The 25766-nt window shown below is 33.2% G+C and carries 25 protein-coding genes and 1 tRNA gene; 22 read left to right on the forward strand and 4 right to left on the reverse strand.

The genetic code is table 11. The annotated features are described in order from the left end of the window. The first annotated feature begins 7 nt into the window (after positions 1-7). The 6 genes from ACVEGE_RS08460 to ACVEGE_RS08485 all read left to right on the forward strand — a co-directional run bounded on the left by ACVEGE_RS08460 (position 8) and on the right by ACVEGE_RS08485 (position 5855). Positions 8-2008, forward strand: coding sequence for a fumarate reductase/succinate dehydrogenase flavoprotein subunit (locus ACVEGE_RS08460; RefSeq protein WP_192501825.1), 2001 nt, complete (start codon positions 8-10; stop codon positions 2006-2008). Positions 2009-2100: 92 nt separating this feature from the next. Continuing rightward, complete coding sequence (locus ACVEGE_RS08465; protein WP_192501826.1) at positions 2101-2847, forward strand: succinate dehydrogenase/fumarate reductase iron-sulfur subunit; 747 nt, start codon at positions 2101-2103, stop codon at positions 2845-2847. 394 nt (positions 2848-3241) lie between these two features. After that, positions 3242-3502, forward strand: coding sequence for a DUF3781 domain-containing protein (locus ACVEGE_RS08470; RefSeq protein WP_192501827.1), 261 nt, complete (start codon positions 3242-3244; stop codon positions 3500-3502). 81 nt (positions 3503-3583) lie between these two features. Beyond that, on the forward strand, positions 3584-3859 hold the full coding sequence (locus tag ACVEGE_RS08475; protein WP_192501828.1) for a hypothetical protein: 276 nt from the start codon (positions 3584-3586) through the stop codon (positions 3857-3859). 47 nt (positions 3860-3906) lie between these two features. Beyond that, a complete protein-coding gene (locus tag ACVEGE_RS08480) occupies positions 3907-4866 on the forward strand; it encodes a M28 family peptidase (RefSeq protein ID WP_192501829.1) in 960 nt (319 codons plus the stop codon). 224 nt (positions 4867-5090) lie between these two features. Continuing rightward, positions 5091-5855: an amidohydrolase gene (locus ACVEGE_RS08485; RefSeq protein ID WP_192501830.1), complete on the forward strand. Its 765-nt coding sequence runs from the start codon at positions 5091-5093 to the stop codon at positions 5853-5855. Positions 5856-5918: 63 nt separating this feature from the next. Here the strand turns inward: ACVEGE_RS08485 and ACVEGE_RS08490 are convergent, their stop codons facing one another. After that, positions 5919-7619, reverse strand: a complete 1701-nt coding sequence (locus ACVEGE_RS08490) for an Ig-like domain-containing domain (RefSeq protein WP_192501831.1) — start codon at positions 7617-7619, stop codon at positions 5919-5921. 120 nt (positions 7620-7739) lie between these two features. Between ACVEGE_RS08490 and ACVEGE_RS08495 the strand changes: the two genes are divergently transcribed. The 5 genes from ACVEGE_RS08495 (at position 7740) to ACVEGE_RS08515 (ending at position 12047) form a co-directional block, all read left to right on the forward strand. Next, a complete protein-coding gene (locus tag ACVEGE_RS08495; protein WP_225738181.1) occupies positions 7740-8813 on the forward strand; it encodes a hypothetical protein in 1074 nt (357 codons plus the stop codon). Then, positions 8773-11043 carry a hypothetical protein gene (locus tag ACVEGE_RS08500; RefSeq protein ID WP_192501832.1) on the forward strand — a complete coding sequence of 757 codons (2271 nt, stop codon included), beginning with the start codon at positions 8773-8775 and terminating at the stop codon, positions 11041-11043. The genes ACVEGE_RS08495 and ACVEGE_RS08500 overlap by 41 nt, the downstream gene beginning before the upstream one ends. Positions 11044-11077: 34 nt before the next feature. Beyond that, positions 11078-11479 (forward strand): methylmalonyl-CoA epimerase, encoded by a 402-nt coding sequence (gene mce, locus ACVEGE_RS08505; protein ID WP_173850984.1) that lies wholly within the window; start codon positions 11078-11080, stop codon positions 11477-11479. Between the two features lie 128 nt (positions 11480-11607). Beyond that, positions 11608-11681 (forward strand) — tRNA-Ile (locus tag ACVEGE_RS08510). A gap of 153 nt (positions 11682-11834) precedes the next feature. Continuing rightward, positions 11835-12047 (forward strand): PID-CTERM protein-sorting domain-containing protein, encoded by a 213-nt coding sequence (locus tag ACVEGE_RS08515; protein ID WP_225738182.1) that lies wholly within the window; start codon positions 11835-11837, stop codon positions 12045-12047. 169 nt (positions 12048-12216) lie between these two features. Here ACVEGE_RS08515 and ACVEGE_RS08520 read toward each other — a convergent pair whose 3' ends face one another. Together ACVEGE_RS08520 and ACVEGE_RS08525 are read right to left on the reverse strand one after the other, a co-directional pair. After that, positions 12217-13200 (reverse strand): ISAon1 family transposase, encoded by a 984-nt coding sequence (locus tag ACVEGE_RS08520; RefSeq protein WP_192501650.1) that lies wholly within the window; start codon positions 13198-13200, stop codon positions 12217-12219. Further along, on the reverse strand, positions 13184-13546 hold the full coding sequence (locus ACVEGE_RS08525; protein ID WP_458008540.1) for an ISAon1 family transposase N-terminal region protein: 363 nt from the start codon (positions 13544-13546) through the stop codon (positions 13184-13186). The genes ACVEGE_RS08520 and ACVEGE_RS08525 overlap by 17 nt, the downstream gene beginning before the upstream one ends. Before the next feature lie 75 nt (positions 13547-13621). On the opposite strand from ACVEGE_RS08525, the gene ACVEGE_RS08530 reads away from it, so the two are divergent. Then, a complete protein-coding gene (locus tag ACVEGE_RS08530; protein WP_192500138.1) occupies positions 13622-15049 on the forward strand; it encodes an IS1182 family transposase in 1428 nt (475 codons plus the stop codon). A gap of 227 nt (positions 15050-15276) precedes the next feature. On the opposite strand, the gene ACVEGE_RS08535 is transcribed toward ACVEGE_RS08530, so the two are convergent. Continuing rightward, the gene (locus ACVEGE_RS08535) at positions 15277-15867 is read right to left on the reverse strand and encodes a riboflavin synthase (protein ID WP_173850980.1); all 591 of its coding nucleotides are present in this window, start codon (positions 15865-15867) and stop codon (positions 15277-15279) included. Positions 15868-15925: 58 nt separating this feature from the next. On the opposite strand from ACVEGE_RS08535, the gene pdxA reads away from it, so the two are divergent. The 10 genes from pdxA (at position 15926) to ACVEGE_RS08585 (ending at position 25765) form a co-directional block, all read left to right on the forward strand. Beyond that, positions 15926-16975 (forward strand): 4-hydroxythreonine-4-phosphate dehydrogenase PdxA, encoded by a 1050-nt coding sequence (gene pdxA / locus ACVEGE_RS08540; RefSeq protein WP_192500137.1) that lies wholly within the window; start codon positions 15926-15928, stop codon positions 16973-16975. Between the two features lie 84 nt (positions 16976-17059). After that, positions 17060-17611, forward strand: a complete 552-nt coding sequence (locus ACVEGE_RS08545; protein ID WP_173857169.1) for a YceD family protein — start codon at positions 17060-17062, stop codon at positions 17609-17611. A gap of 9 nt (positions 17612-17620) precedes the next feature. Continuing rightward, positions 17621-17815, forward strand: a complete 195-nt coding sequence (gene rpmF / locus ACVEGE_RS08550) for a 50S ribosomal protein L32 (protein ID WP_007137315.1) — start codon at positions 17621-17623, stop codon at positions 17813-17815. A gap of 174 nt (positions 17816-17989) precedes the next feature. Then, a complete protein-coding gene (locus ACVEGE_RS08555) occupies positions 17990-18988 on the forward strand; it encodes a beta-ketoacyl-ACP synthase III (protein ID WP_192500136.1) in 999 nt (332 codons plus the stop codon). Positions 18989-19011: 23 nt separating this feature from the next. Continuing rightward, entirely contained in the window at positions 19012-19488 is a 477-nt protein-coding gene (gene accB, locus ACVEGE_RS08560) for an acetyl-CoA carboxylase biotin carboxyl carrier protein (RefSeq protein ID WP_173850976.1), read from the forward strand. Positions 19489-19576: 88 nt separating this feature from the next. After that, entirely contained in the window at positions 19577-20923 is a 1347-nt protein-coding gene (gene accC, locus ACVEGE_RS08565; RefSeq protein ID WP_173850974.1) for an acetyl-CoA carboxylase biotin carboxylase subunit, read from the forward strand. Positions 20924-21303: 380 nt separating this feature from the next. After that, positions 21304-21603, forward strand: coding sequence for a hypothetical protein (locus ACVEGE_RS08570; protein WP_192500135.1), 300 nt, complete (start codon positions 21304-21306; stop codon positions 21601-21603). Positions 21604-21647: 44 nt separating this feature from the next. Then, entirely contained in the window at positions 21648-21944 is a 297-nt protein-coding gene (locus ACVEGE_RS08575; RefSeq protein WP_173857150.1) for a hypothetical protein, read from the forward strand. Positions 21945-21984: 40 nt separating this feature from the next. Then, positions 21985-22278, forward strand: a complete 294-nt coding sequence (locus tag ACVEGE_RS08580) for a hypothetical protein (RefSeq protein ID WP_192500134.1) — start codon at positions 21985-21987, stop codon at positions 22276-22278. Positions 22279-22810: 532 nt separating this feature from the next. Continuing rightward, positions 22811-25765, forward strand: coding sequence for an outer membrane protein assembly factor BamB family protein (locus ACVEGE_RS08585; protein WP_192501522.1), 2955 nt, complete (start codon positions 22811-22813; stop codon positions 25763-25765). Position 25766: the final 1 nt, after the last annotated feature.

The following is a 25766-nucleotide window of genomic DNA, read 5'->3' on the forward strand; positions in this document are numbered from 1 at the left end:
AATTATAATGGCATTAGACTCAAAAATTCCAAGTGGTCCAATTTCGGATAAATGGACAGATTATAAAGATCATATTAATTTAGTGAACCCTGCTAACAAACGTAATTTAGATATTATCGTTGTTGGAACAGGATTAGCTGGAGGTTCAGCTGCTGCGACATTAGCAGAATTAGGATATAACGTAAAAGCTTTTTGTTTTCAAGATTCACCTCGTCGTGCGCACTCTATTGCAGCACAAGGAGGAATCAATGCAGCAAAAAATTATCAAGGAGATGGAGATTCTGTTTTTAGATTATTTTATGATACTGTAAAAGGAGGAGATTACCGCGCTCGTGAAGCAAACGTTCACCGTCTTGCAGAGGTTTCGAATAATATTATCGACCAGTGTGTATCTCAAGGAGTTCCATTGGCACGTGAATATGGTGGACTGTTAGACAACCGTTCTTTTGGTGGAGCATTAGTTTCTAGAACGTTTTATGCTAGAGGACAAACGGGGCAACAATTATTATTGGGAGCTTACTCTGCAATGAACCGTCAAATAGGTCGTGGAAAAATAAAAATGCACAACCGTCACGAGATGCTAGATATAGTAATCGTAAACGGAAAAGCAAGAGGAATTATCGCTCGTAACTTGATTACTGGTGAAATTGAAAGACATTCGGCTCACGCAGTAGTTATTGCTTCTGGTGGATACGGAAACGTTTTTTTCTTGTCAACAAATGCAATGGGTTCTAACGCTACTGCAGCTTGGAAAATCCATAAAAAAGGAGCGTATTTCGCAAATCCTTGTTACACACAAATTCACCCAACATGTATCCCAGTTTCTGGAGATCACCAATCAAAATTAACGTTGATGTCGGAGTCTTTACGTAATGATGGACGTATCTGGGTTCCTGCAAAAATCGAAGATGCTGTAGCAATTCGTGAAGGAAAGAAAAAAGCAATTGATTTATCAGAAGCGGAAAGAGATTATTACTTAGAAAGAAGATACCCTGCATTTGGTAACTTAGTTCCTAGAGATGTAGCTTCTCGTGCTGCTAAAGAAAGATGTGATGCTGGTTTTGGAGTAAACAAAACAGGTGAAGCAGTTTACCTTGATTTTGCTGCAGCAATACAACGTTACGGAAAAGAGCAAGCCTTTTTAAAAGGAATTGATGCTACTGATAAACAGGCAATTACTAAATTAGGTACTGAGGTTGTAAAAAACAAATACGGGAATTTATTCCAAATGTATTATAAAATTGTAGATGAAGATCCTTATACTTCTCCTATGATGATTTATCCAGCGGTTCACTACACAATGGGTGGAACATGGGTTGATTATAACTTGATGACGACAATTCCAGGATGTTTCTCTATTGGAGAATCAAACTTCTCTGATCACGGAGCAAATAGATTAGGAGCTTCTGCATTAATGCAAGGTTTAGCTGATGGTTATTTTGTATTGCCATACACAATTGGTGATTACTTATCTCCAGATATCAAAATGGGACCTATCTCTACTGATACACCAGAATTTGAAGCTGCAGAGAACGGAGTAAAAAGTCAAATCGATAAATTCATGAACAACAATGGAACACATTCTGTTGACTATTTCCACAGGAAATTAGGAAAAATTATGTGGGACAAAGTAGGTATGGCTCGTAATGCGCAAGGATTGAACGAAGCAATTACTGAAATTGCTGCTTTACGTGAAGAGTTTTACAAAGACGTAAAAGTACCAGGAACAGATAAAGGATTCAACCAAGAATTAGAAAAAGCGAATCGTGTTGCTGATTTCCTTGAACTAGGAGAGTTGTTCGCTAAAGATGCTTTGCACCGTAATGAATCTTGTGGTGGTCACTTCAGAGAAGAATATCAAACTCCAGATGGAGAAGCACAACGTGATGATGTTAACTTCGCTTATGTTGCTGCTTGGGAATACAAAGGAAAACCAAGTGACGCTGTTTTACATAAAGAAGAGTTGGTATTTGATGCCGTTAAACTAGTTCAAAGAAATTACAAGTAGCAATTAGTCAAAAGGCAAAAGTCTTCAAGTCAAATGGCACTGTGTCCAGAGGCTTCCAACTTTCAACTTTATGACTTTCAAACTAAAATACAATGAAACTTACATTAAAAATATGGCGTCAAAAAAACGCCCAAGATAAAGGAGCAATGGTTGATTATCAAATCGACGGAATTGAGCCAGACATGTCTTTCCTTGAAATGCTTGACGTTTTCAATGAAGATTTAATGAGCAAAGGTGGTGAGCCAGTTGCATTTGATCACGATTGTCGCGAAGGAATTTGCGGAATGTGTTCTTTGTACATCAACGGTGAAGCGCATGGACCAGATAGAGGTGTAACGACTTGTCAATTGCACATGCGTATGTTCAAGGATGGTGACACGATTACAATCGAGCCTTTCCGTGCAGCAGCGTTCCCTGTAGTAAAAGATTTAGTAGTAAACCGTAGTGCTTTTGATAGAATCCAACATGCAGGAGGATTTATATCAGTAAATACTTCAGGAAATACAATCGATGCAAATACAATTCCTATCAACAAGAAAGATGCTGATGAAGCATTTGATGCTGCAACCTGTATTGGTTGTGGAGCTTGTGTAGCAACTTGTAAAAACTCATCGGCAATGTTATTCGTAGCGGCCAAAGTTTCTCAATATGCTTTGTTACCTCAAGGTAAAATTGAAGCAACAGATCGTGTATTAAACATGGTACACCAGATGGATGCTGAAGGTTTTGGTAACTGTACGAACACTGGAGCATGTGAAGTAGAATGTCCTAAAGGAATTTCTTTAGAGAACATCGCTCGTATGAACAGAGAGTACATGTCAGCAAGCATGAAAGGATAATATCCCAGATATTCTTTGTCAGTTCGAGCGCAGTCGAGAACACGCATGGAATCCATATTATAAAAAACGCATTCATTAATTTGGATGCGTTTTTTGTTTTTGGGGTGCCCTCCGCAAAAGCTCCGGTCGGGCTATGCGTTTCAAGTCCTCGCACCTCCTTCGTCGGGCTGTGGGCTTTCCACTGCTATCCCTCACCCGAAGAAAATAGTTTAAACTTCGTATGTCAATTCGATCGGAGTCGAGAACTAATAAACTCTTGAAATTCACATTTTTATTCTGCTGTCAATTCGAGCGGAGTCGAGAATATTTATAGCACCAATCATTTTAACATAAAAGTACATGAAATCATTTGTAGCGCATTATTTGTTATATTTGAAAGTTCAAGAAACGAAAAATGAATACAATAAAAACCGAAATTCTAGACAAGCTTTGTTACACCGATCTCGTTTATCAAAGAATAAACAAAAAATTGAAAACTAATTTTTCAAACGATCATATAGAATCAATGTTGGCTACTGTTTTAAACGAAACCGAACTCAATTTTTTTAAAAAAACAGGTAAGAATTTCTATGTTTCAAACGAAATTAACAACATTAGAATTACCATCAATTCATATACCTTTCGAGTGATAACCGTTGATCGAATTGTTAAATAGAAAAGAAATTATTATTGTTCCTTGATAGTAGATTTTTAAAGTAATCAAAATTCAACCCTACTATTTATTTCAAAACAAAGGATGGAAGACGAAAAACGAAACGCAATTATGTCATTGAGCTTTTACGGTTTGGCTATTGTACCAATCTTATATGTAAATTTATCAGGACAATACAAGTCAGGGCCTTGTACGCCTAATTTAGATGTTATATCGGTTTTTTTGATTGGTCCCGTTAGTTTTATTCTGATGGTTCTTAATGGTCTTCTTTTATCTTTTTTGCACAAAGAAACCAAATATTCGTTCAGAATACATTTGGGTGTTTTATTGATTTGGATAATGTTCTTAATTTTAAATTAGTATTTTAGATCTAATAGTAATGTCGGTCTTGTCAAATCATACAATTCATGAAAAAAGTTTTAAAATATCTGTTTGTTCTCGTAGCATTTTTAATGCTGTTTTCAATGTATGTATTTTTCCCAATTTCATCTCAAGGCAAACCGTTAGAACGTCTAGCAGATACTACTAGAATAAGTCACGATCTTCAAGTAATTACACAAACACCAACAAGCAGAACGTATAAAAACGTCGCAACATTAGATAGCGTAGCGAGCTATATTTATGCGGAGTTCCATAAAAACACAAATAGAGTTAGCGAACAAAAATTTATTGTGGAAAATCAAGAATATAAAAATGTAATTGCCTCTTTTGGTCCCGAAAATGGAGAACGGATTATTGTTGGCGCGCATTACGATGTCTGCGAAGAACAACAAGGGGCTGATGACAATGCTAGTGGAACGGCTGGATTACTAGAGTTAGCGCGATTATTAAAAGCCGCTAAGTTGAAGTATAGAGTAGACTTAGTAGCGTACACACTTGAAGAACCTCCTTTTTTTAGAACGGATTATATGGGAAGTGCTGTACATGCAAAATCATTATATGACCATAAAATTCCCGTAAAAGGAATGATTTGCTTAGAAACGATTGGGTATTTCTCTGAAAAAGAGAATTCTCAATCCTATCCTATTGCTGCGTTAAAATGGATTTATGGCGACAAAGGCGATTATATCACCTTAGTGCAAAAGTTTAATAATGGTGGCTTTCCTTCAGACTTTAAAGACAGCATGTTTGATAGTAATTCTATTTTGACCAAATCATTCAAAAGTCCGTCATTTTTAACAGGAGTCGACTTTTCGGATCACTTAAATTATTGGAAATATGGCTTTAGTGCCGTTATGATTACGAATACCGCATTTTACAGAAACCCAAACTACCACACCGATAAAGATGTTCTGGAGACAATTAATATTCCAAAAATGGCGTTAGTTATCGATAGTGTTTTTAGAGCTATTGTAGGTTTGGAGTAATTGTATACAAGTCAAGGTTGGACTTCGCCACCAATACAAAATGAGTAAGTCTTCTAAACAAACGATACTATCTCATTCCAAGATAGTATATCCGTTTAAATCTGCTCGATCCGTATCATCCGTGTTCCAATGACAACATAAATTAATTCATAAAGGGATTCTAAATAACCATAATTCTAAAAAAAAAACGATCATCCATATCTCCTTTTTAGTAATTTTATAAAATGAAAGTAGCCATAATTCAATCACCGATTATTTGGGAAAATCCAGAAGTAAACCGAGTTTATTTCAAAGAAAAAATCAACGCAATTATAGATGAAGTACATTTAATTGTACTTCCTGAAATGTTTACAACAGGTTTTACAATGCTTCCTTCAAAAGTAGCTGAATCAATGCAAGGCAAAACGGTATTGTGGATGCAAGCTTTGGCAAAAGCCAAAAACTGCGCCATAACCGGAAGCGTAGTAATTGAAGAAAACGCCAGTTTTTATAATAGGATGTTGTTTGTTTTTCCATCTGGTGAAGTTCAGCATTACGATAAAAGACATTTGTTTACTCTTGCTGGTGAAGAAAAAGTGTATTCAAGAGGAACTCAAAAATTGATTGTAGACTACCTAGGTTGGAAAATTTGTCCGTTTGTGTGTTATGATTTGCGTTTTCCAGTTTACTCTCGTAACGTCGAGAATTACGACTTGTTAATTTATGCTGCCAGCTGGCCAAAAACCCGAATAAAAGCCTGGGATACTTTACTTGCAGCGCGTGCTATAGAAAATATGAGTTACGTAATAGGTGTAAATAGAGTAGGTATTGATGCCAATGGTTATGAATACATTGGACATTCACAAGTGTTGGATTGTTTAGGCGATTACTTGATGGCGCCGGAAGAATCAGAAGGAGTTTTTATAACGACTCTTGACCAATCAGATTTAATGAAAGTTCGTGAAAAGTTAAATTTTTTGAACGATAGAGATGTATTCAAAATAAAATAATTAATTACATGAACCCTTTATAGCTACAGAGTATTGAAACTAAAAAGGGTGTGCTATTTTTAATTATTGTCTGTTTTCAGGTTTTCCACCTTGAGATTTTTGTTTATCATCTCCCCCTTTGCCTTTTTCTTTTTTCTTTGGTTCAGGAGAGTAGGGTAGGCTAACATCAAATGTTTGATCTACATCCCAGTTAGCACGAACATCAATTTCTTTAGAAAAATAAACAACCTCTTCAGAATATGTTTTCTTTATAAAGCTTCCGGAATCATAGATTTTATTTTTGTTATCGTCATAAACAATACGAAGTGTATAAACTGCGGGATTTAATAAGTTAAAATCAATAGTAGTTTTTTCATCAGTGTATTCTGAAGCTAAAACATCACCTTTTGAATCAGTCAACTCTACAATTACCGGAAAGCGTTTTACGTTTTTAAGTTGAATGCGTAAATTACCATACTCGGCTTCGGTTTTTGTAGCTAATTTGTAGCTTAAGGTATCATTAGATTTGTCATAAAAATCAGTTAATGCTCCAGGTAATAATCTGAAATTGTATTTTTTATTGGGTTCTTTTTTAAAGTCAAAATAAAGCTTTTGATTAAAAACATCATATTCTCTTTTAAAAGGAACCTCGGTGCTGTCGTTATCCGTAAGTTTTATTTTAGCATCATCAAATTTCACTAACGGTGTAGCGGTTTCTAATGAAAAGCGATCTCTAAAATTTAAAACACCATTTTGATTAGCAGTGATGTTTAAAGAATCTTTCTTTTGGTCTTTAATTTTTATAACATAATCTTTTAAATAACTATCTCTAGAAACGCTAACGGCTAGTGAGTCGGCTTTTAAAGGTTTGAACCATATTTGTAGAGAGTCTTTCTTGGGCATTTGAGTAATGATTGTCTCAAGAACTTCGGTATTGTTTTTAACAACTACTTTAGGTTGTTTTTCTTTAAGGTTTTGTTTTCCGTCATAACCTAAAAATAATCTATTACCTGAAGCCTGAATTGGTTTTGATGTTTTTAAGTCTAATGTTTCTTTAAATAACTCTAATTCGTAAACAGTGTCATTTGGGATCGTAATAAATTCTTTTCTAAAACCTATTTTGTCTTCTTTAGGATTAAATTTATTATTGCTATTTTGATCTTTCATAGCAACTAATAGGTATTTTCCAGCTTTTAAATTTTCTAATCTAAAAGTTTTTAAACTGTCTAAAGTATTCGTGATATACCGAGGCGTTTTATTGTAAACAACCGAATCGTTGTACTTTTCATCCACATCATAAAGCATTATTGATACAAATGAATCGGCTTCTTTATTGTAAGCATCTTTGATCCTGCCGCCTATAGCAAGTGAATCAATATAAGTTCCCGTCGAAAATATGTATTTAAATTGATTGTAGGGATTGCCTTCATTGTTATCAGCAATACTTTGACCAAAATTAAAACTATAGGTGGTGTTGGGTTGTAAAGTGTCTTTGATTTGTATGGTCAAATATTTACTCGCTGTAGTTGGTAAAATTATTGGCTCCTGTTTCATGGGAGGTGAGATAATCAACTGCTTGTTTAAGTTTTTTAATTTAATGTATTCATCAAAAACTAATTTGATTTCATTGCCTTTAAAATTAGTGCTATAGTTTTTAGGGAAACTGGATTTTAATGTTGGCGCAAGAGTGTCTTTTAAACCACCAGTAATTGTTCCTCTTTTGGCACAATTAGTTAGTGATAAAACTAAAAAGATATAGATTATAAATGCGATATTTTTAGACATAAAGAATGTGAATTTATTGCTACAAAATAACAATTATATTTTCTGTAATCGAAATTTTTATAGCAATATTAGGATAGTTTGTATTTTGTAATAGATTAGACTTGGTGTTCAAAAAAATAAATGCAACTCAAAGCTGTTATTAGTATTTGTAAAATCTTAGATTTGTTTGATGCTAAATGGCCTGTAATCTTGAAGAATTTTTGTTTATATATCGTATTATTTGTGGTTTTTATTTCTTGCCAACGTACAGAAACTCCTATTGTATCGTTTTATTATTGGAAAACAAATTTTAATCTCTCTCCTTTAGAACTAGAAACGATTAAAGAAAATAATGTAGAAAAAATCTATATTCGGTATTTTGACCTTGATTTACATCCTAAGACAAAACAAGTTTACCCCGTAAGTCCAATACATTTTACAAAGCTCCCCAATATTAAATCAATTGTTCCGGTTGTTTATATTCAAAATAAAGTGATGCTTGATGAAAAATTTAATAGCCAGGATTTGGCTAATAAAACCAATGACTTTATTAATTTAGTCAATACTAAAAACGGACTTTCGTGCCAAGAAATCCAAATAGATTGCGACTGGACTTTAAGTAGTAAAACCAATTATTTGAAATTTATCGAAGACTTTAAACGTATCTCTGCTAAGAAATTATCGGCTACAATTAGATTACATCAAGTCAAGTATTTTGAGAAAACAAAAATTCCAAATGTTGATTCAGGGGTTTTAATGTATTACAATATGGGTACCATTGCAGTAAAATCTTTAAATTCGATATACGATCAAGGAATTGCGAAACGTTATATTAAAAGTTTGAAAAAATATCCCTTGCCATTAAGTTATGCTTTGCCTATTTATTCGTGGGGTATCCATATTAGTCAAGGCAAGGTAATTGGTTTGCGTAGTAAATTATTAGCTAGCGATTTAGATTCAAGTGCTAATTTTACCTTTATAGAAAAGAATATTTATAAGGTAAATCAATCGCATTACCGCAAAGGAGTGTTTTATAAAAAAGAAGATGTTATAAAAATAGAAGCCATATCTGCGGATGATTTAAAAGAAATGGCATCAGATTTAAAAGAGAATGGAGCATCAAGTCCCAAAGAAATTATCTTCTACGATTTAGACGAACTTAATTTAATAAATTATGAAAAAACTATTTTCAAGCAAGTTGTTACTTGTTTTTAGCACAGGATTACTTTTTACTTATGGCTTAATTTATGCCTGCGGAGGAGATGGTTGGTATGGCGACTGGTATTATGGTGGTAATTCTAATTTTGCACCCGAGGCTTTTGTAGATAATTCCTATTCTCCTTTATTTTTATCTGGGGATGTTTTTTATGGAATTCGTTTTGACGACCAGCATGATTCGAGATTTAATACTTTGATTACAGCGGACTGGGAGACGTTCTTAAAAGGAAGTATGAATGCTGAAACAGTGAAATTCTTCTTAATAGATAAAAGTGAAAAAGACATAAATGATTTAGAAAATTACTATTCATCAAAAAAAGAAAATGCGAGTTCTAGTAAGTGGAGTGCGGTATTTAATTTAAACGATAAAAAGGTAAAAGCATTTTTGCGTTTTCTATATCTAGCAAAAAAGGTAGAGGCGACTTCTGTTTCAAATAGGTATTGGAGTTATGATGTTGTAGAGGTAAAAGTTTTTTCGGACTGGGAAACAATTGCTGGAATAGAAAAAGCATACCAAAATAATTCAGATGATTTTTTGAAAAACAGGTATTGGTTTCAATTAATGAAAGCCTATTTTTATAGTGATGATAAACAAAAGGCTATTGATTTTTTTGATAAAACATCAGAGTCTGTGGTTAAAAACACCTTGTATTATCGCGCTTTAGGGTATTGTGCAGGGGTATATTATGGTAGAGAAGAATATGCTAAATCCAATTATTTGTATAGTAAAGTATTCGATAAATGCCCAGAAATGCGTGTTGTAACAGCATATAGTTTTCATCCACAGGAAGAGAAGGATTGGAATGAGTCTTTGGCTTTAGCCAAAAACAATCAAGAAAAAGCAGCCTTATGGGCAATTCACGGCTATTATAAAGAGGAATTCAAAGCTATTGCGGCTATTTTTGAATTAGACCCGTCAAGTGAGCACCTAAACTACCTCTTAACGAGATTAATCAATAATCAAGAAAATAAGATTAGTGATAATTATAAAGATTTGTCTGTGGCGGATAATAACAAAGCTAAACTAGCACAAATGGACAAGTCGGTACTTTCCTTGGTACAAAAAATTGCTGGCTCTAAGGAAACAAATAAACCGTATTTGTGGAATATTGCATTGGGTTATTTACAAAGTTTGAATGGAGAATATGCTAAAGCAGATAAAACGTATGACGGTGTAGCATCAAAATTACCTAAAACGCCATTAGCGGAAGGTCAGCTTAGAATATTGCGATTTGTGAATAATTTGAATAAAATAACCAAGATAAACTCCAGTAACGAAAAGACTATTCTGAAAGATTTAAACTGGATATATAAAGAATTACCTAGTCATACTATAGAAAATCTACGATTCAATAATGCATTAAACGGAAGTAAAACGTATTTAGCAGCGCTATATAAAGGTCAAAAAAATGATGTGATGTCGGAGTTGTTTTTACCAACGGATGATTTTTATGACAATGATGAAAATTTGCAAGCTATGAAAGACTTTCTTTCGAAAACAAAAAAATCAGCAATTGAGACATTAGCGGCTAGTATTTACACATTGAAATTGAGTGATATTAATAACTTTCAAGCGGTTAAAGCTGCTTTCGCAGATGATATTCCAGAGGCAATTGCATTTATGGAGAAATCAGACAGTACGCAATATGAAGTGTTTTTAGGAAATCCGTTTAATGGAAACATTAAAGATTGTCATGATTGCGAACATGCTGCTTACCAAAGAAGGAAATTTACGCAAATGGAGTTTTTGAAAATTATTAAAGAGATGGAAGACAATGTGGCCAATAATATTGATGTTTATAACAATAGTTTGTTGTTAGGAAATGCCTTTTATAATATTTCTCATTTTGGAAATGCACGTAGTTTTTACGAAAGACCAATTGTAGGTTATGGTTCTGATCCTAGTTATTTTAGAGAAGCTATTAAAGAGAAAATTCTTAGTAGTGTTTTGCCAAAAAAATATTATCAAAAAGCTTTTAAAGCAGCTACTACTAAAGAGCAAAAAGCAAAATGTGTTTACCTATTGAGTAAATGTGAACGCAATGAGTATTATGATCAAATGTTTTATTCTCAAAATATGAGTTTGTGGGATTACTATGATGTAGGAGTGAGTTCATCAGCAAGAAACGGTTTTAAAACTTTGCAAAAAGAGTATTCAGATACGGATTACTATCAAGAGGTTATTGCAGAATGTGGGAGCTTTAATAAATTTGTTTACCAACGATAGTAGTATCTTTGTTTTTTAAAACCCCATTAAAATTATGAGAAAAATTGAACATATAGGTATTGCTGTGAAAGATATGGAGGTATCCAATGCTTTATTCGAAAAATTATTTGGTGCTCCTGCCTACAAGTCAGAGGAAGTAGCGAGTGAAGGAGTAATGACTTCATTTTTTAAAAACGGCCCTAATAAAATTGAGCTTCTAGCGGCTACAAATCCTGACAGTCCTATCGCGAAGTTTCTGGAGAAAAAAGGGGAGGGAATTCATCACATTGCTTTTGATGTTGAAGACATCGAAGCGGAGATTGAAAGATTAAAAGCCGAAGGTTTTGTTGTTTTAAATGAAGTCCCTAAAAAAGGAGCCGATAATAAATTAGTAGCCTTCTTGCATCCTAAAAGTACTAATGGCGTCTTGATTGAGTTGTGTCAAGAGATAAAATAATGAATAAGAGTAGTTTTTATAAATCTAGTAATCAGGGTCTTTTAATTTATTTAAATATTTATGTAAAAACTAGCGTAATATTATTTGGAGTAAAGGAAAAATAGTAGTAATATTGCACTCTCATAACCGGTCCTATAGCTCAGCTGGTTAGAGCACCTGACTCATAATCAGGTGGTCCCTGGTTCGAGCCCAGGTGGGACCACATTTTAAGTTTAAAAAGAAGCCTTGTAAATTAATACTTTACGAGGTTTTTTATTTTTGCGAAACTGTTATTTATAATTTAATTTTGTTGTATATATAAAATAGCATACAAAATATTTTTTTTAAATCAATTGATTTGTTATTTTTGACCCATATGAAAATTATTCCAAAAAAGATTTTTCTAGCAATGGTGTTGGTAATGACTGTTACTTCAGTGTTTGCAGATCCTCCTACTCCTACTCCTACTCTTCCTCCTCCTCCAGGCTTGCCTGTAGATGGAGGTCTTGTTCTACTTTTGATAGCGGGAGTGTTATTAGGTAGTTATACGATTTATAAAAAGACAAGATATAAAAAAACCTCAGTGTAAAGCGAGGGCACTGAAAAAGTCATTTACAAAAAATCAGCATAAAAAAGGAGCAGTAAAATTTTATTTACTGCTCCTTTTTGATTATATTTAACTGTAATTATAAGGCTTTTTAGATGTTAGTTCAGCAACAACAAATGGATCATAACGAAAACCTGTGGGGAAGTAAAAATTAGGCATATATATTTGTTAGCCTAAAAAGGAAGAACTCGATGTTTCTTACTCCTCTAAATTGAGACCTAAAAGCTTTTATCTTTGCGTTAAAAGATTCTGCAGACGCATTTGTACTTCTGTTATCAAAGTAGTTTAGTATTGTTTGATAATGATTCTGTATCGTTCTAGATATTGTATTAAAGGATTTAAATTCTGCTTGATTTACTTTTTCATGCCATTTAGCTAATCTGGTTAGTGCGTATATTTTATCAGTTGTGTTTTCAAAAACATTTCGTAAATCTTGAGCTAATCCGTACGCTTTTTCAATATCGGGGTATAATTCGAATAGCAATTTGGCTCTTTCCGTTTGTTTTTCTGACCATTTTGATTTGTTTTTATACAAGATGTATCGACTTCGGGCTAGTAATTGCTTAATGGTATCTCCATTTGATAAAATTGTAGGTTCGAATTTTTTCTTGTTTTTCTTAGCTTTTTCTATAGCCTCGTTTTCGTGGTCTATTGCTTGCCAACGGTATTTTATTCTTATTTCTTGTAAAGCCTCTGTAGCTAGTTTTTGTACATGAAATCTATCAGTAACTCGTGTTGCATTTGGGAAGCATTTCTTGGCGATTAGACCCATATTTCCTGCCATATCTAAAGTGATTTCAGTGACTAAATTTCGTCGCTTAATTGGGATTTTTTCAATGATTGAAATTACTGTTTCAGCTTTAGTGCCAGCAATCATAGCTACTATAGCTCCTTTTCTTCCTTTTGCAGTTTTGTTTGTCAAAATAGTATAGAGTTCACCATTGGATAGTGAAGTTTCGTCTATAGACAAACGTTTGCCAATATTTTGGGCAAATAGAAGCCATTGTTTAGCATGTGGTTTTTGATCCCAAATTTTAAAATTACTTAAAAAATCCTTGTATTGATGTTGTAGATTTTTTCCTTTAACTCCATAAAAAGAGGCTATGGCATTACAGTCATTAGCCTTGGAATCTATTGATCTCTTTTAAAAAAGACGCAAACTCTTGTGTTACTCGAGTTCCGTCTGCTACTAAATTCCAATCTCTAAATACAACTTTACTAGTGTCTTCATTAAGCCATCTTCTGCGTGTGATATGAAGATAAACCTGATGTCCTCGAATGGGAAAATCTTGAACTGTTATTTCATCAAAGAATCCCTTGGAACTTAGTTTCTCATTACGATATTCTTTAGGGGGGGAATTAATCTCTTTTAAGTATAAATGCAAAACTTCATCTGCTTTCTTGTATGAGGTTAACTCAAAATAGTCAACAATAATTTCGGGTAGTAATAATTTGAGAAGTTCGGTAAAAGAATCTTGCATTTGTATCTTATTTTTAAAAACACAAATATCCCTTTTTTAATATTTCCCCACAACTTTTAGACTTGATCCCAACAAATTCAGTTCAGCGAGCATTCCTCGTTATATGATTTAATCATTCCTAAAGATAATCTTCTTCGAAAAATCAATGAATTAATTGATTTTTCATTTATCACCGATGAACTTATACATACCTATTGTGTAAATAATGGTCGTATGGCAGAAAGTCCTATTCGCATGTTCAAATATCTACTTTTGAAAACGATTTATACGGTCTCGGATGTTGATGTTGTTGATCGCTCTCGTTTTGACATGTCCTTTAAATATTTTTTGGATATGACACCCGAAGCCGATGTTATCAACCCAAGTTCATTGACAAAATTTAGAAAACTCCGCTTAAAAGACACCGATTTATTGAATTTATTGATTAACAAAACGGTAGCCTTAGCCATTGAAAAAGGTGTTATTCGTTCTAAATCTATAATAGTTGATGCCACACATACTTTATCAAGGTCAAATCCATTTTTAGCTATAGACGTACTGAGAGAACATTCTAAACAACTTCGTAAAGTGGTTTATTCATTTGATGAACAATGGAAAGAACGTATGCCAGAGAAGAACAACGAGAATGATTTAGAAAAGGAGTTGGCTTATAGCAAAGAGTTAGAGAAAAGACTAGAAGAAGATCCTTCGGTGAGTTTGATACCGGCCGTAAAAGAAAAACTCAACTTGCTAAAAGAAACCATCGAAGATACACAAGAAAATTTAATTTTATCAAAAGATACCGATGCCAAAACTGGGCATAAATCTGCCGAGAGTTCTTTCTTTGGCTACAAGACTCATTTAGCTATGACCGAAGAGCGCATCATAACAGCAGCCGTAGTAACATCGGGAGAAAAAGGAGATGGACCGGAATTGCCAAAACTCTTAGAAATTAGTCAAGAAAATGGAATTGAGGTAGATACTATTATTGGTGATGGTGCCTATTCGGGGAAAGAAAATCTTAAAATCACAAGTGAGCAAAATATTAAAGTAGTGGCCAGACTAAACCCATCCATAACACAAGGATTTAGAAAAGACGAGGATAAATTTGATTACAATAAAGATGCCGATAGGTTTGTATGTCCTGTGGGTCATATGGCAATACGAAAAGCACGAGGTGGAACCAAAGATATCGGGAAAAATCAAGTCGACACTTACTATTTTGATGTTGAAAAATGTAAATCATGTCCTTTAAAAGAAGGCTGTTATAAAGAGGGAGCAAAAACAAAAACATATTCGGTATCCATAAAATCAGATTTACATCAAGAGCAAATATCCTTTCAAGAAACAGACTATTACAAAGAAAAAGCAAAGCACCGATACAAAATAGAAGCGAAGAATAGTGAGTTAAAAAATGCACATAGTTTTGACAGAGCGATATCTTATGGCATAAACAATATGCAAATGCAAGGAGCAATGGCTGTTTTTACAGTAAATTTAAAAAGAATCATAAAACTAATGTAGGAAATGCGTTCTACTTGCGTATTGTCTAAAACACACTCATTTTAAGCCAAAAAATAGACTCCTAAAATCTAAAATAAAAACAGTTGTAAAATTTGAAACGCTTATAACGGATGTTTGAAATCCTGTTATAAGCGTTTTTTTAATCTTTGAAAAATAACACAAATCGAAATAAGCGAGGTTTTTCAGTGCCCTCGTGTAAAGCTGAGGTTTTTTTATTTTAATAAAAGTTATAGGTTGTTTTGATGAAGTTTGGATACGTATTTTCCTATTACGTCAAACTCTAAATTGATTTTTGTGCCCACTTTAAACGCATTGAAGTTTGTATGTTCGTGTGTGTATGGGATTATGGCAACGCTAAATTGATTTTTTTTAGAATTTACCACTGTTAAGCTTACTCCGTTTACGGTAATTGAACCTTTTTCTATGGTGAGGTTGTTTAGGTTGGGGTCGTATTCAAAGGTGTATGACCAGCTTCCGTTAGTTTCCTGGGTAGCTATGCATGTTCCTGTTTGATCAACGTGTCCCTGAACAATGTGGCCGTCTAGTCTATCTCCTAATTTCATGGCTCTCTCAAGATTAACGGTATCGCCTACTTTCCAGCTTCCTAAATTAGTTTTCTGAATTGTTTCGTCAATTGCTGTCACGGTGTAAGAGTTGTCTTTTATGGCTACTACGGTGAGACATATGCCGTTATGAGCAACGCTTTGATCAATTTTTAACTCATTTGTTATTGTTGCGTCCATCGTGATGTGGATGTTGTCTTTGTCTTTTTGAATTTCTTGGATTGTACCAAGGGTTTCTATTATTCCTGTAAACATTTCTTGTTTTATTTTACTAAATTTGTAGTTCAAAATTAGTAATAAATAATTAGTCGTCATTATGAAAAGAGCAGAAAATATAATTGTTGGAATTTCAATAGGAGATTTAAACGGTATTGGAAGCGAAGTTGTGCTTAAAACATTTGAAGATAATCGAATGTTGGAGTTGTGTACGCCAGTTATTTTTGCTAATGTGAAAATCATGACCTTTATAAAAAAGAATTTAGACGCTGCTACGCCTTTGCATGGAATAGATAGTTTAGACCAAATTCTTCCTGGAAAGATCAATGTTTTGAACGTTTGGAAAGAAGGGGTTGATTTAAATCTTGGTGTAAATGATGAAAAAGTAGGCGTTTATGCTATAAAGTCATTTGTTGCAGCTACTAAAGCCTTAAAAGAAGGCTTGGTTGATGTGCTGGTTACTGCGCCAATTAATAAATATAATATTCAGTCTGAGGAATTTAAATTCCCAGGACATACTGATTATTTGGATCAAGAATTAGAAGGGGATGCCTTGATGTTTATGATTCAAGATAATTTAAGAGTTGGTTTATTGACGGATCATATTCCAGTGAGTGAGGTTGCTTCGCATTTAACAGAGGAATTAATTACTCGAAAAATAGAAACAATAAGAAAATCTTTGATTCAAGATTTTAGTATCAATAAACCTAAAATTGCGGTTTTAGGACTTAATCCACATTGTGGTGATGGTGGAGTTATTGGTAAAGAAGATGACGCTATTTTAAAGCCTACTTTGAAGAAAATTTTTGATAAAGGAACGCTTGTTTTTGGTCCATTTGCCGCTGATGGTTTTTTTGGTAGTAGTCAATATGAAAAATATGACGCTGTAGTAGCAACTTATCATGACCAAGGATTGATTCCGTTTAAAACGTTATCGTTTGGAAATGGAGTTAATTATACGGCTGGTTTGAGTAAGGTTAGAACCTCGCCAGATCATGGCACAGCCTACGATATTGCTGGAAAAGGCCTGGCAGATTATAATTCGTTTAAGGAAGCCGTTTATTTGGCTTTGGATATTTATCGTTCTAGAATGGAGTATGCAGAAATAAGTGAAAAGCCACTAAAAGTAAAAGAAAAACAGTCCTAAATAAAAAAAGGTAAATAACATTATTAGTTTTATAATAATTTTATATCTTTGCACTCCCGAAGTTTGGGGCAAAATCATGTTGAAATGAAGAATACAAAAGAATATTTAATTCCTTTTGTGGGATTAAAGCAAGGAAAACATCATTTTGAATATCAATTAAGTAATGCGTTCTTTGAAATCTTTGATTATGACGAATTTGAAAATTCTGATATCAAAGTAAATGTAGTTTTAGAGAAAAATAGCAGCATGTTAGAGTTGGTTTTTCAACATAGTGGAACTGTAAATGTTCCCTGTGACCTTACAAGTGAAGATTTTGATTTGCCAATAAATGGTGAGATGAAATTAATTGTTCGTTTTGGTGAAGAATTTAATAATGACAATGAAGAGTTGCTTATTTTGCCATTTGGTGAGTTTGAAATAGATATCGCTCAGTATATGTACGAGATGATTGTGTTATCAATACCTCTAAGACGAGTTCATCCAGGAGTTGAAGACGGAAGTTTAAAAACTGAAGCACTTGATAAACTGAATGAATTGCAGGTAAAAGAGCAGCAACAAGAAGAAAAAGAAGAAGAAAACGAAGAAAATATTGACCCTAGATGGGACAAATTAAAGCAACTATTAACGGATAAATAATATAGTAAAATGGCACATCCTAAGAGAAAAATCTCCAAAACAAGAAGAGATAAGAGAAGAACACATTATAAAGCTACTGTAGCACAAATCGCTACTTGCCCTATTACAGGTGAGGCGCATTTATACCACAGAGCCTACTGGCATGAAGGGAAAATGTATTACAGAGGGCAAGTTGTTATAGATAAGTCTGTAGCTGTTGCTTAATGCATTTTTTTTATAAATGATATCTGAACTCTCACATCGTGAGAGTTTTTTTGTTGATTGTAATTTTGTTAAATAAAAAGTCTAAAACGGAACGTTTAGATTTTTTTTTGTAATTTTCAACTCTTTTAAACGTTTTATTGAATGGCAACATTTGATAAAAAATATTCAAATACAATGAATTCAATTACAGCCGCAATTACCGCTGTTGGCGCTTATGTTCCTGACTTTGTTCTTACAAACAAAGCTTTAGAGACTATGGTCGACACAAATGACGAGTGGATTACCTCTCGTACAGGAATTAAAGAAAGAAGAATTCTTAAGGACACTGATAAAGGAACTTCATTTTTAGCAATTAAAGCCGCTCAGGACTTAATTGCCAAAGCGAATATTGATCCTTTAGAAATTGACTTATTAATAATGGCAACAGCTACGGCTGATATGCCTGTAGCTTCTACTGGAGCATATGTAGCGACTGCAATTGGTGCTACTAATGCTTTTTCTTATGATTTACAAGCCGCATGTTCCAGCTTTTTATACGGGATGTCTACAGCAGCTGCTTACATTCAATCCAGAAGATATAAAAAAGTATTACTTATAGGTGCTGATAAAATGTCGTCTATTGTAGATTATACTGATCGTTCTACTTGTATCATTTTTGGTGATGGTGCCGGAGCGGTTTTGTTTGAACCTAATTTTGAAGGTTTAGGTTTACAAGATGAATATTTAAGAAGTGACGGTGTAGGTCGTGATTTTTTAAAGATTGATGCAGGTGGTTCTTTGAACCCAACTTCTATCGAAACATTCAAAGAAAAAAGACACAATATCATTCAAGATGGTAAAACAGTATTTAAATATGCTGTAACTAATATGGCTGACGCTTGTGATTTAATTCTGAAAAGAAATAATTTGACAAATGAAGACGTAGATTGGTTAGTGCCACATCAAGCTAATAAAAGAATTATTGATGCCACTGCAAGTAGAATGAACTTAGAAGACTCTAAAGTGTTAATGAATATCGAAAGATATGGTAATACTACATCAGCGACTTTACCTTTAGTACTTAGCGATTTTGAAAATAAATTCAAAAAAGGAGATACGGTAATTTTTGCCGCTTTTGGTGGGGGATTCACTTGGGGTTCTATTTACTTAAAATGGGCATACGACAAAAAATAAATTTAAACTAAAAACAAATAATTATGGATTTAAAAGAAATTCAGAACCTAATCAAATTTGTAGCAAATTCGGGAGTTGCAGAAGTTAAATTGGAAATGGATGATGTAAAAATCACCATTAGAACAACTTTAGAAGGTAGTACTACAGAAACTACATACGTACAACAAGTACCTGCTCAAAATACGTTGCAACAAGCTTTAGCGCCACAACCTGTTGCTCCAGTAGCTCCAGTTGCAGTAGCTCCAGCTGAGGATTCAAAATATATTGTTGTTAAATCTCCTATCATTGGAACTTTTTATAGAAAACCATCTCCAGACAAAGCTGTCTTTGTTGAAGTGGGTACTAAAATAGCTGTTGGTGATGTTTTATGTGTAATTGAAGCAATGAAATTATTCAACGAAATAGAATCTGAAATTTCAGGTAAAATTGTAAAAATTCTTGTTGACGATATGTCTCCTGTTGAATTTGACCAACCATTATTTTTAGTTGATCCATCTTAATTAATTTTAAATTATATGTTTCATCTGGTGTATTATGCCTTTTGAAATAATTTAAAATTTAAAATTCATAATTTAAATTTAAAGCAAGATGTTTAAAAAAATATTAATTGCCAATAGAGGAGAAATTGCACTTCGTGTGATTAGAACTTGTAAAGAAATGGGCATTAAGACCGTAGCGGTTTACTCTACTGCTGATGCAGAAAGTTTACACGTTAGGTTTGCAGATGAAGCGGTTTGTATAGGACCTCCTCCAAGTAACTTGTCATATTTAAAGATGTCAAATATTATTGCTGCTGCAGAAATTACAAATGCAGATGCTATACATCCAGGTTATGGATTCTTATCTGAGAATTCAAAATTTTCTAAAATTTGTCAAGAACACGGAATCAAATTTATTGGAGCCTCTCCAGAAATGATTGATAGAATGGGTGATAAAGCTTCTGCTAAATCAACTATGATTGAAGCTGGTGTGCCTTGTGTACCTGGTTCTGTTGGGATTTTAGAATCTTATGAACAAGCATTACAACTTTCTAAAGAGTTCGGTTTTCCAGTAATGCTTAAAGCAACTGCTGGTGGTGGTGGAAAAGGAATGCGTGCCGTTTGGAAAGAAGAGGATTTACTTAAAGCGTGGGAGAGTGCTCGTCAAGAGTCTGCTGCTGCTTTTGGTAATGACGGAATGTATCTTGAAAAATTAATCGAAGAACCGCGCCATATTGAAATTCAAGTGATTGGAGATTCCTACGGTAGAGCTTGTCATCTTTCTGAGAGAGACTGTTCTGTTCAAAGACGTCACCAAAAATTAACCGAAGAAACACCTTCACCATTCATGACAGACGAATTGCGTTTGAAAATGGGTGAAGCAGCAGTAAAAGCAGCTGAGTATATTAAATATGAAGGTGCTGGTACAGTTGAATTCTTAGTTGATAAACACCGTAATTTCTATTTCATGGAAATGAATACGCGTATTCAAGTGGAGCACCCAATCACAGAACAAGTAATTGATTATGATTTAATTCGTGAACAAATACTGGTTGCTGCTGGAGTGCCTATTTCAGGTAAGAACTATTTACCAGAATTACACGCTATTGAATGTCGTATTAATGCAGAAGATCCATATAATGACTTCCGCCCATCTCCAGGAAAAATTACTACACTTCATATGCCTGGTGGTCACGGTGTGCGTTTAGATACACATGTGTATTCAGGATATACTATCCCGCCTAATTATGATTCTATGATTGCTAAATTAATTACTACTGCTCAAACTAGAGAAGAAGCAATTAGCAAAATGAGAAGAGCGCTAGACGAATTTGTTATAGAAGGAATTAAAACAACTATTCCGTTTCACAGACAATTAATGGATGATCCTAAATATATTGAAGGCGATTATACAACTGCCTTCATGGATACCTTTAAAATGTTACCAAAAGAATAATTGATTACAATATTTTTTAAAAAGCCGTACAGCAATGTACGGCTTTTTTTATGTGCTATTTTTTGATATAGCTATCTATTTATAATAGCCCATTTGTTAGTTCGAATGGAGTCGAAAAGCACGATTGCATTTCGGCTGCTCCCGATGGGATAAAATTAGTTTGGAATAAATTATATGGTTTTTGGGTATTAAATGAGTAAAAACTACCCGATTTAATTTTTAATGTTACACTTTTTATTGGTTATAAAAACACATGATAACTTTTAAATATCTAATAGTCAAAGTATTGATGTTAATTTTCTCTTTGTGAATTTCGCGGCATAATAATTTCATTGTCTGAAGTGTAAAACAACGATACAATAACCATTAAAACACATGTCATGAAAAAATTAATATTATCAACAGCAGTTCTTTTAGGAAGTTTATCAACTTTTGCTGCTATCACATCGGTTCCAAATTCAGTTGAAAAAGTAATCACTATTGCAGATGAGTTTACCGAGATCAAAATTGAAGAAGTTCCAACAGCAGTTACTGATGCATTAAAAACAGCTTATCCAGATGCTGTGATTAGTAAAGCTTATGTAAATGAAAACAAAGAATATCAATTAGATATTAAATTAGGTGATAAACAAGGGTCTGTTTTTGCTGACGAAAACGGAAAATGGATTCAAAAACAATAATAAAATAGATTAAGTCAATATACAATAATTAAAACATACATATTATGAAAAAGTTAGTATTATCAGCAGCAGTTCTTTTAGGAAGTTTATCAACTTTCGCTGCTATCGCACCAGTTCAAAATTCAGTTGAAAAAGTAATCACAATTGCAAATGAATATATTGAAATTAAAGTAGAAGAATTACCTGTAGCAGTTACAGATGCACTTAAAGTTGCTTATCCAGATGCTGTTATTAGCAAAGCATATAAGAATGAAAATAACGAGTATCGAATCGATATTATTACAGGTGACCAACAGGGTTCATTGTTTTCAGACGCAAATGGAAAATGGCTTCCACAATAATAAAAAACCACTATTAAACAACATATAAAAAACAAATATTATGAAAAAGTTAATTTTATCAGCAGCAGTTCTTTTAGGGAGTTTATCAACTTTTGCTGCTATCGTACCAATACAAAATTCAGTTGAAAAAATAATTACTATCGCAGATGAATATACTGAAATTAAAATTGAAGAATTACCAGCAGCAGTTACTGATGCCCTTAAAGCGGCGTATTCTGATGCAGTAATCAATAAAGCTTATGTAAACGAAAATAAGGAATACAAACTTGATGTTACGATCGGAGATAAAGAAAGTTCTTTATTTGCTGATGTAAACGGAAATTGGATACAATAATTAATTGTAGAAATACGTAAAGCAATAAAAAGCAAAACACATGTAAATAAGTTAGTAATATTTGAATTAGTTATCAATATTTGATGCAAATTCAATAATTGAAAATATAGCCAAAAGTATTACTAACTTAGGAGATGTGTGATGTGATTAGTCTCAGTAAATCTCTGTTACAGTAAGGTCTAGTTGTTTTATTTAATAAGTTTATGTAGATGAAAGTAGTTAATAAATATTAGAAAAAAAGAACATAAATCAAAGGCTTGATAATTTTCTAATATAGAAGGATTGAGGTTATATACTTAATTAGTGTTTTTAATTATTTAAGTTTTTTGTTTTAAGATTAAAACAGGATAAGTTAGTGATGTGAATAATATTTAAAAAACATAAGTATATAATTACAAATAAAAATAAATATAAAACCCAACAATACGAATAGATGAAATGTTGAATTTATATATTTTAAAAATCTAAAACTTTTCAATGACATAAAAAATATATGATTAATCATATAATGTTAAAAAATTTTAAAAAAAAAATGAAAATAAAAATACCTAAAATTAATATTTTAAAAGTAATAAATAGTACAAACGGATTTAGATTAGTCTGCTTGTATTTTTGTTTACTATCAATCATCGGTAACGCACAAACAGGTCCAAATTTATTAAATAACCTTTATTACGGTTTTGAAGCGGGTGACAAAGGATGGAATACGATACAAACTTCAAGTTGGACTTTTGATACCAAAAATCCTAGTACAGGAAGTTATAGTTTAAAGTTTGGATCTCAACCCGATACTGTTAATGATAATGATGTAAATTATACTATTTCAAAAGTACGAACTGCTGTTAAAAATGGAAAATCCTTTATTGTTGGTTCAAGTTATGAAGGAACCATAGTTGCGTTACGTTATGACGGAAAGCTAATTTGGGAAAACAAATTATCAGGGTTTATGAATCATGATTTATGGTGTGAAGATATTACAGGTGATGGCATCGATGAGATCTTTGCGGCGAATGCTAATGGAGTTTTATATTGTTTGAACAATGATGGAACAATCAAATGGCAATTTAAACAAAATGATGCTCCTATGTATGCAGTTTGTGTTGTAAGTAAAAATGATATTCCGTATATAGTATGTGGTGGTTATGACAAAAACATTTATTACCTTAATGCTGATGGGACATTGAAACAAACTTTGACTTCTTCTTCTTATTCTGTAAATACTACTTTTGGTGAAACTACCGCGCCTACTCGAGTGCATATCTCTAATTTTTTACGAAAAGTAAAAAAAGCTGATGGTACTGATATGTTAGCTGTTTTAGGAACTAATAATAGTATGCAAGTTACTGGAAATATGTATTTGTTTGACGTTTTGGGAACATCGGTAATTACACCTTCGGTTAAGATAAATTCAGGAAGGCCCGTTGGTGAGATGAAAGTAGTTTCAATTAATGGAAGTTCAAAAATATTGTTAGGAAATAGTGCGCATATCAATGATTCTGGTTTTTTAGAATTTGACCCATTAAATGATGGAACTCCACAGCATTATTATGATATTTCAAGTATTAGTAATAAAGTAGGTGGTTTTGGATATCGTGTAGCACAACCAGAAATTATTCCAAATGGAGCTGGCTATCAGTATTTTGTATTATTTGGGAATCATATTATTTTGTTGTCACCAGGTCAGAAAATTGATAATGCTGAGATTTTAGAGTGTTCATATTCATTTAATGATATGTGGAAGGACCCGTTGACAGGTAATATTATTTTAGCAAGTAGTCAAAGTGGAGGAAGTGATATTCATATTATTGACCCATCTAAACCCGATTGGAAAGCGAATTATACATCTATTACCTCTCCAGGTAAAATTCAAAAAATTTTAGACAATACATCAGCATTGAATTCAAAAATGGCAAGCTTTGTTAAGCCCAGTTGGGAACGCAATCCAATTGAAATAAATTTATTGTATGAAAACACAATCGGTTTAAATACAGCGCTGTACAATACTCCTATTTTTGTACCTCAGCCCTCAACTTTTCATGCTCAAGATGGAGATAACTGGGGTAGATCTAGTCTAACTAATTTAAAATACAGAGATAAAAGAGATGGCCGTAGAACATATGATTGGACAGAAGAGCAAGCTTTAAGTTTTATTTATCCTAACATTGCAGAAACTGGAATAGCATATTGGGGTGGTCACGGTAATGATCCTTATATGTATAGTAAACAAACTAGTCAAAAAGTAATAGATGAGACAAATTCAATTTCAGGACGTAAAACGGTCTTAATTTATCCAGAATTAGAAGATAGCAGCGCTGACTTTCAATTTGTAATGAATAATTTAATTTATCCATTGGCAACTTATGGTAAAAACAAAAATTTGAAATTATTTATTCGTTCCAAAAATATTTTTTGGCAAAGTAGTGCTTATTTACCAATGTGGTCTCGATTACTTTCAGGTGAGTTTGCTAATGTTTTTGTACCTGCTATGGAAGAAACTACAGATAAAAGTATGGATTTAAGTCTGGCCTCTAGGATGGGGGTTTGGGCAAGTGGAGCTGTTGATAGTTGGGGTTCAAGAGCCGTGCCAGATAATGCAAGTTATGATCGAATGAGGCAATTTTCAGATCAAAACTTGGACAATCACTTTTTACGCCAGTTAGTTTATGCAGCAGCAAGCGGTGCGCAGTATTATGATAATTTTACTAAACCCGAACTATTTGCAAAATTATTAGCTAATGGAGCGTTATTTGTGCCATTACGCTCAGAAATAGTAAGTTTTTCACCTGTGCATTTAAGTATGTTTAAACCTGATGAACACTTTCATGAAGAGGGGTCTGAAAATAAATGGTTGACTAATTTTGATCAATCATTCGAAGATGCTAACCCATTTGTTTTTAGCCGAATGAACGGAAGCTGGCCAGGTGCTCCATTAACAGATTGGGATTTTTCAAAATTTGCTGCGGGTATGAAGGAAAGAAGATTGAATTTTTTGCCCAATTACCCGAATGGAATGGTTTTGATTACGCCTCCTCAAAATGGTCCCAAAGCTGATTTAATCGCTCCAAGAGGATTGATGAAAAATAATCTACATCCCTTATATAAAAACATTTTAAAAGAATACTATACAGATGGACGTTACTATTATTCCTCGGATGGAGTGATAAAATATAATGCCGATACTTATTATGAAACTGTTAAATCTGAAATTGAAGCAGGTGCTGCCAAAATTCCAATTACGGTTACAGGTGATGTAGCTTGGGTAGTGGCGCAAACTAGTCCTAAACATTTGCGATTAACGTTGATTGATAATGGTTATATAAATCCTAATGCTCGTGTTGCTCATGTTAAATTCAACACAGTAAATCCGGTTAAAATTCAAGACATTTTAGATGGAAAGCAATTTTTTAAGACAGGGTCAAGTGTAAATATTGATATACCATGTGGACTATTTAGATTTATTGATGTAGAATTAACTAATGAATTGTAAA

It is taken from the genome of Flavobacterium sp. PL002 (genome assembly GCF_054165825.1).

Bases quoted from the DNA above. Each gene is read 5' to 3' on its own strand.
- ACVEGE_RS08460 (WP_192501825.1), top strand. From the start codon at position 8: ATGGCATTAGACTCAAAAATTCCAAGTGGTCCAATTTCGGATAAATGG.
- ACVEGE_RS08465 (WP_192501826.1), top strand. From the start codon at position 2,101: ATGAAACTTACATTAAAAATATGGCGTCAAAAAAACGCCCAAGATAAA.
- ACVEGE_RS08470 (WP_192501827.1), top strand. From the start codon at position 3,242: ATGAATACAATAAAAACCGAAATTCTAGACAAGCTTTGTTACACCGAT.
- ACVEGE_RS08475 (WP_192501828.1), top strand. From the start codon at position 3,584: ATGGAAGACGAAAAACGAAACGCAATTATGTCATTGAGCTTTTACGGT.
- ACVEGE_RS08480 (WP_192501829.1), top strand. From the start codon at position 3,907: ATGAAAAAAGTTTTAAAATATCTGTTTGTTCTCGTAGCATTTTTAATG.
- ACVEGE_RS08485 (WP_192501830.1), top strand. From the start codon at position 5,091: ATGAAAGTAGCCATAATTCAATCACCGATTATTTGGGAAAATCCAGAA.
- ACVEGE_RS08490 (WP_192501831.1), bottom strand. From the start codon at position 7,619: ATGTCTAAAAATATCGCATTTATAATCTATATCTTTTTAGTTTTATCA.
- ACVEGE_RS08495 (WP_225738181.1), top strand. From the start codon at position 7,740: ATGCAACTCAAAGCTGTTATTAGTATTTGTAAAATCTTAGATTTGTTT.
- ACVEGE_RS08500 (WP_192501832.1), top strand. From the start codon at position 8,773: ATGAAAAAACTATTTTCAAGCAAGTTGTTACTTGTTTTTAGCACAGGA.
- mce (WP_173850984.1), top strand. From the start codon at position 11,078: ATGAGAAAAATTGAACATATAGGTATTGCTGTGAAAGATATGGAGGTA.
- ACVEGE_RS08515 (WP_225738182.1), top strand. From the start codon at position 11,835: ATGAAAATTATTCCAAAAAAGATTTTTCTAGCAATGGTGTTGGTAATG.
- ACVEGE_RS08525 (WP_458008540.1), bottom strand. From the start codon at position 13,546: ATGCAAGATTCTTTTACCGAACTTCTCAAATTATTACTACCCGAAATT.
- ACVEGE_RS08535 (WP_173850980.1), bottom strand. From the start codon at position 15,867: ATGTTTACAGGAATAATAGAAACCCTTGGTACAATCCAAGAAATTCAA.
- ACVEGE_RS08545 (WP_173857169.1), top strand. From the start codon at position 17,060: ATGAAGAATACAAAAGAATATTTAATTCCTTTTGTGGGATTAAAGCAA.
- rpmF (WP_007137315.1), top strand. From the start codon at position 17,621: ATGGCACATCCTAAGAGAAAAATCTCCAAAACAAGAAGAGATAAGAGA.
- ACVEGE_RS08555 (WP_192500136.1), top strand. From the start codon at position 17,990: ATGAATTCAATTACAGCCGCAATTACCGCTGTTGGCGCTTATGTTCCT.
- accB (WP_173850976.1), top strand. From the start codon at position 19,012: ATGGATTTAAAAGAAATTCAGAACCTAATCAAATTTGTAGCAAATTCG.
- accC (WP_173850974.1), top strand. From the start codon at position 19,577: ATGTTTAAAAAAATATTAATTGCCAATAGAGGAGAAATTGCACTTCGT.
- ACVEGE_RS08570 (WP_192500135.1), top strand. From the start codon at position 21,304: ATGAAAAAATTAATATTATCAACAGCAGTTCTTTTAGGAAGTTTATCA.
- ACVEGE_RS08575 (WP_173857150.1), top strand. From the start codon at position 21,648: ATGAAAAAGTTAGTATTATCAGCAGCAGTTCTTTTAGGAAGTTTATCA.
- ACVEGE_RS08580 (WP_192500134.1), top strand. From the start codon at position 21,985: ATGAAAAAGTTAATTTTATCAGCAGCAGTTCTTTTAGGGAGTTTATCA.
- ACVEGE_RS08585 (WP_192501522.1), top strand. From the start codon at position 22,811: ATGAAAATAAAAATACCTAAAATTAATATTTTAAAAGTAATAAATAGT.